6 protein-coding genes are annotated in these 4588 nt (G+C 39.1%); 4 read left to right on the forward strand and 2 right to left on the reverse strand.

The genetic code is table 11. The features are described 5' to 3' along the window. The first annotated feature begins 423 nt into the window (after nt 1–423). Nucleotides 424–657, forward strand: coding sequence for a Nif11-like leader peptide family natural product precursor (locus ACM0OR_RS27635; protein WP_323266203.1), 234 nt, complete (start codon nt 424–426; stop codon nt 655–657). Between the two features lie 51 nt (nt 658–708). Here the strand turns inward: ACM0OR_RS27635 and ACM0OR_RS27640 are convergent, their stop codons facing one another. After that, nucleotides 709–1776 carry a class I mannose-6-phosphate isomerase gene (locus tag ACM0OR_RS27640; protein WP_414579605.1) on the reverse strand — a complete coding sequence of 356 codons (1068 nt, stop codon included), beginning with the start codon at nt 1774–1776 and terminating at the stop codon, nt 709–711. A 140-nt stretch (nt 1777–1916) separates the two neighbouring features. Between ACM0OR_RS27640 and msrA the strand changes: the two genes are divergently transcribed. Then, a complete protein-coding gene (gene msrA, locus ACM0OR_RS27645; protein ID WP_414579608.1) occupies nt 1917–2375 on the forward strand; it encodes a peptide-methionine (S)-S-oxide reductase MsrA in 459 nt (152 codons plus the stop codon). 282 nt (nt 2376–2657) lie between these two features. Further along, entirely contained in the window at nt 2658–3206 is a 549-nt protein-coding gene (locus ACM0OR_RS27650; RefSeq protein WP_414579606.1) for a pentapeptide repeat-containing protein, read from the forward strand. Between the two features lie 166 nt (nt 3207–3372). On the opposite strand, the gene ACM0OR_RS27655 is transcribed toward ACM0OR_RS27650, so the two are convergent. Beyond that, on the reverse strand, nt 3373–3723 hold the full coding sequence (locus tag ACM0OR_RS27655) for a hypothetical protein (protein ID WP_190697568.1): 351 nt from the start codon (nt 3721–3723) through the stop codon (nt 3373–3375). 227 nt (nt 3724–3950) lie between these two features. Here ACM0OR_RS27655 and ACM0OR_RS27660 point away from each other — a divergent pair, with 227 nt between their 5' ends. Next, nucleotides 3951–4196, forward strand: a complete 246-nt coding sequence (locus ACM0OR_RS27660; protein WP_414579607.1) for a hypothetical protein — start codon at nt 3951–3953, stop codon at nt 4194–4196. Nucleotides 4197–4588: the final 392 nt, after the last annotated feature.

Genomic DNA, 4588 nt, shown 5'->3' on the forward strand with positions numbered 1-4588 from the left:
TCATTTTGAAATCTCTCTTAATTTTTATTAGTAAATAAGATGCGTTTTCCCTAGATTCAACCTGGTGCAATGGGCTGCGCCCCACCGTAGGCGATCGCTATTAGATTTTAGAGGCCAGCAATTATTAAGTTGGCATATTGATCATCAAAACATCTAACGTTACCAATAAATATAAAAATTTTGGCTGACGATTCTATTATGATCAGTGCTTTAGATAAAAAAGGTTGAGAAATAAATAATTTTGTGAAGATTTTTTTCGTCCTTATTCTTTCTAATGGTACAAGACAAATGAATAATAATAGTGCAATTTAAAATTAGAGCAATGTCAATCTAAAGTGTAAATATGGTTAAATACCTGACTACATCTCAAATATTGTGGCTCTACCTTTAAATCTGAATATTTAAAACAGGAAAGAGAATATTATGACACAGCAAAATGCGACCCAACTATTGCAAGCTGTTAAAGAAGATCAAGCATTACAAGCAAGACTCAAAGCAACAGATAATCCAGAAGCCTTCATCAAGATTGCTAAAGAGTCTGGCTATGACTTCACAATTGAGGAACTAGAGGCTGAAATCAGCCAACTCTCAGACGAAGAATTGGCAGCGATTGTTAATCCAGGTTGGGGTACTAGACGACACATTCATCCTCGATAATTTCTCAACTCAATAAAGGTTCAGGACTTAATCTAATAAACTCCTACCCCATTAGATTGAGTTCACCTTACCCAAGGTCTGTATTTGCTGTAGATTGTATCCTGCTGCTTGGAGTGGCTCGATAATATCTTGCTGCAAATCTGGGATGTAGCAAGCAATCAGATTAGTTTGACCATCTGGAACAATTTGAACCTCGCCAATAGCTGCTGGCAAGATACAAGATTCCCCTTGTTCAAGCCGCTCAATACCAGCAGCAAATTCTAGATGCACAACACTGCTAACATTGGAGAGAATCACACAGCGACGTGGATGAGATAGTTCTAAATATGGTTCATTCAAAATCCATCTTTCAAGGGCAAAGTAAGTCCCTGCACAACCAAAAACCCGAAAATTAGCTCCTGACTCTAACCTTAGTCCACCATGTGGACGAGGTTGATTATGGTTTTTTAGCTCATCAAGGGCAGCATTAATATTGGCGTACCACTCTGGTTGGTTGTATTTGTTGCCATACAAATCCGTCGGCATCACAGATTGAGCTAGATTTGAGGTTTGTTGAATTTCAAAAACAAGTGTATCTGGGCCAAAAGAGTGAATGATACCTGCCGGCACATAGACAGTATCCCCCGCTTGAATTGAGTGACGCACCAACACAGAATCGTAGTCACAGGCTGTAAAGGCTTCAAATAGCTGCTCTCTTGTAAATTCTGATTTAAGCCCTGCCAAGATTGTTGCTCCTGGTGCAGCCCAAAGAATGTGCCAAGCTTCGGTTTTACCATTTGGTTCATTGTGCAAATTCCGAGCCGTTTCATCATCGGCGTGGAGATGTACGGGCAGCATATGAGAAGCATCAATAAACTTAGATAGTAGAGGGAAGTATGGCCCATACCACCCCCTACCCACAAGTTCGTTAGGGTGAGCTAATGTGAGTTCATGCAAGGTTCGACCAGCCAAATAACCATTAACAACAGTTCCTGTTTTGTCTTTGTAGTCGCTGACTTCCCAAGTTTCAGCTATTATCCCAGAAGGTAAGCCACGCTTTCCGAGTCGTTCTGGAATCAGCCGTTCTCCAAAAGTGTATTTTTGGACATTAGTAGTTAACTTCAGTGGATACCAATCCATTAAAATCTGACCTAATCATATATCCAGTTTCTATCCAGTAAGATGGCAATGCCTCTATCCATAGGTTAATAAAAATATGAGTCTCGGAGAAAACGGAATCAGGTAACTTAAACATGAAAAAGTTGGATTACATCACAACAATGGAAAAGGCAACATTTGGGGCAGGTTGTTTTTGGAGTGTAGAGGCGGCATTTCGTCAGATAAAAGGAGTAGCATCAAGCTCAGTTGGCTATATGGGAGGGCATTTTCCTCACCCGTCTTATCTTGATGTTTTATCGAGGATAACTGGTCATGCTGAGGTAGTGCAGATACAGTATGATCCTCAACTTGTGAGTTATGATGACTTATTGACCGTGTTTTGGGATATCCATGACCCGACAACCCTAAACCGCCAAGGGCCAGACAAAGGAGAACAGTACAGGTCTGTGATATTTTTTCATAATACCCAGCAGGAAGAAGTAGCGAAGCACTCAAAGGCGAAACTTCAGATATCGGTTAGGTTTGAACGCGATATTGTCACAGAGATTAAGCCTGCGGGTGAATACTACCTAGCAACGCCAGAGCATCAACAATATTTTGAAAAAAAGCGAAGACACTGATTTTACTCTGTGACCTTTAGTCCATATCCTTGCAACCAACAACCAAATCTCTCAAACTTGGATGTCTTAATGACTAAGGCGCAGTGGCTCTGCACATATCTATTCCGTATATTTCCGTGAAGTAATTGTTTTTAACACCAAAAAATATATCACAATTAAATTACTAGTTTTTATTAAAAATTAGGTCTGTGATCAATCTGCAAATTGTCTTTGGTGTGGTTGGGGTAGTTTTAACTCACAACTTAGGCAGGCCTACCAACAAATAATGGGAGGTGACAACAGATGGATGCTAATAAGCTCCTGGATTTATATGCAGCAGGAGAAAGAAAATTTGAGCAAACAAATCTGCATCAGATAAATCTTTACGCCACTGATTTGAGCGGAGTAAATTTTACAGAAGCAGATTTAAGTGGTGCTAACCTCAGTCACGCCAATTTGAATGATTGTAATTTTAGTCGAGCTAATTTGACTGATGCTGATTTGAGTGGAGCTAGCTTGATTGGTGCAAACTTAACTGAGGTTAACCTCATTGGCGCAGATTTAATGAAAGCCAACCTCAAAGATAGTAACCTGACTCGTGCTGATTTGCGCGGTGCTAATTTAATGCTAGCCAACTTATTAGGTGCAAACCTCTATGAAGCAGAAATGAGCGGAGCTAATTTCACTGGTGCTAATTTCAAGCAAGCCAATTTGATTGGTAGCAATGTCATAGAAGCGGAACTGAGTAGTGCCAATATGGTTGATGTAATCATTTCTGAACAAGAAATGACCGGAACAGTGATGCGTATAGGATTATCTCACAGATGGGTGACTTGGGCTGGGTGTCACTGATGAATCAAAAATGCAGGCAATAGCAGGTTTTATTACCCTAAAAATAAACAGACAGTCGCCATAATAGAGTTAACCTCTAATTTGCGACTGTCTTTTGTTGTCCATGCCAATACAAATGCAGTATGTTGCATTATTTGTATGCAGCCAGTTGCTGCTCATCAATGAGTTAGTACACCAAGGGTGCTACACCGCGCATCTTACGCAAAGAGTTTATACAAGCAGGACAGTCACAATTAAATAAATCAGTTGCTGCATCACTTTCTTCGATGTTGAACTCTAACATAGGAGTATCATCGCTAGAAAACTCAATCTCCGGCTGATATTTAGGAATTTGTGCTAAGACCGAAGCCCTAGCACATACTAAACCTACTTTATGCTTATTTCTAATACAGGATAGCCGATCTGTGGTTTTAGCTTCTGGCTCAATAGCTTGTGCTTGATTCACCATAACTGTCATAGACAACATAGATGCAATCATCACAGGACTAGAAAGCAAGCTAAGTATAAATTTGTTCATGGGGTTCCTTGGAAAATAATCCTGATAGTCCAGAATACTCCGATTAAATTTTACAGAGAAAGTAAATGTCTATCAGGACATAGTAACAAAGGAGAATGGGGAGTGGGGAGTCATTAGTTTTTATCATCTACACCCCTAAACTAGGGTGTTGACTTTGGGTATCTTAAGATGATATTTATTCATACAAGATAGACACCTAAAAATATCAAATTGAGGTTGGGTGGTTAATGAATAAATTAAAAAGTTCCTCCAGCCGATTAATTCGTCTGTTTAAACAAAGTAGAGAGAATTGGAAAGAGATAGCCCTTGAGAGACAAAAAAAGCTCAGAGCATTAGAAGTAAAAGTTAGGGATTTATTGCTCTCAAGAGAGAATTGGAAAACACGAGCGATGAAAGCAGAAAAAGAACTACGTATCCTTCATAACAATTTGGTTGATGGACAAAAAAAGGGGAAGAAAATTCCGAAAAAATAGAGATAGTGGCAGCGTTCGGGCATCAATATAGCGTTCAAACAGTACAAAAAGCCATACAACAAAGAATTGATTCTGGAAGTAGCTTACGAGGAGTTGAGAATAACTTGAAGTGGGAAGTATCGGCGGAGGAAGTAAAAACTCCCTGCTTCAGTAGTGTGAGAAGTTGGTTAGGAAGAATTGGTTTATATGAACTACAACGAGCCAAAGAATACCGAAGTGATTGGGTTTTTATTATAGAACCCATTTGGGATCTAGTATACTGTTCAAATAACAGTATTTTTTATTACTCATGTATTTAAGCAGTTTAACAGATGAAGAGTGGTTAATTATTGAACCATTATGGCTCTCCTAGAGTGGTTATGATAAAATACTATAAATAAAATAGATAACTG

Source organism: Anabaena sp. CCY 9402-a (assembly GCF_963920945.1).
GTDB classification, from domain to species: Bacteria; Cyanobacteriota; Cyanobacteriia; order Cyanobacteriales; family Nostocaceae; genus Trichormus; species Trichormus minutissimus.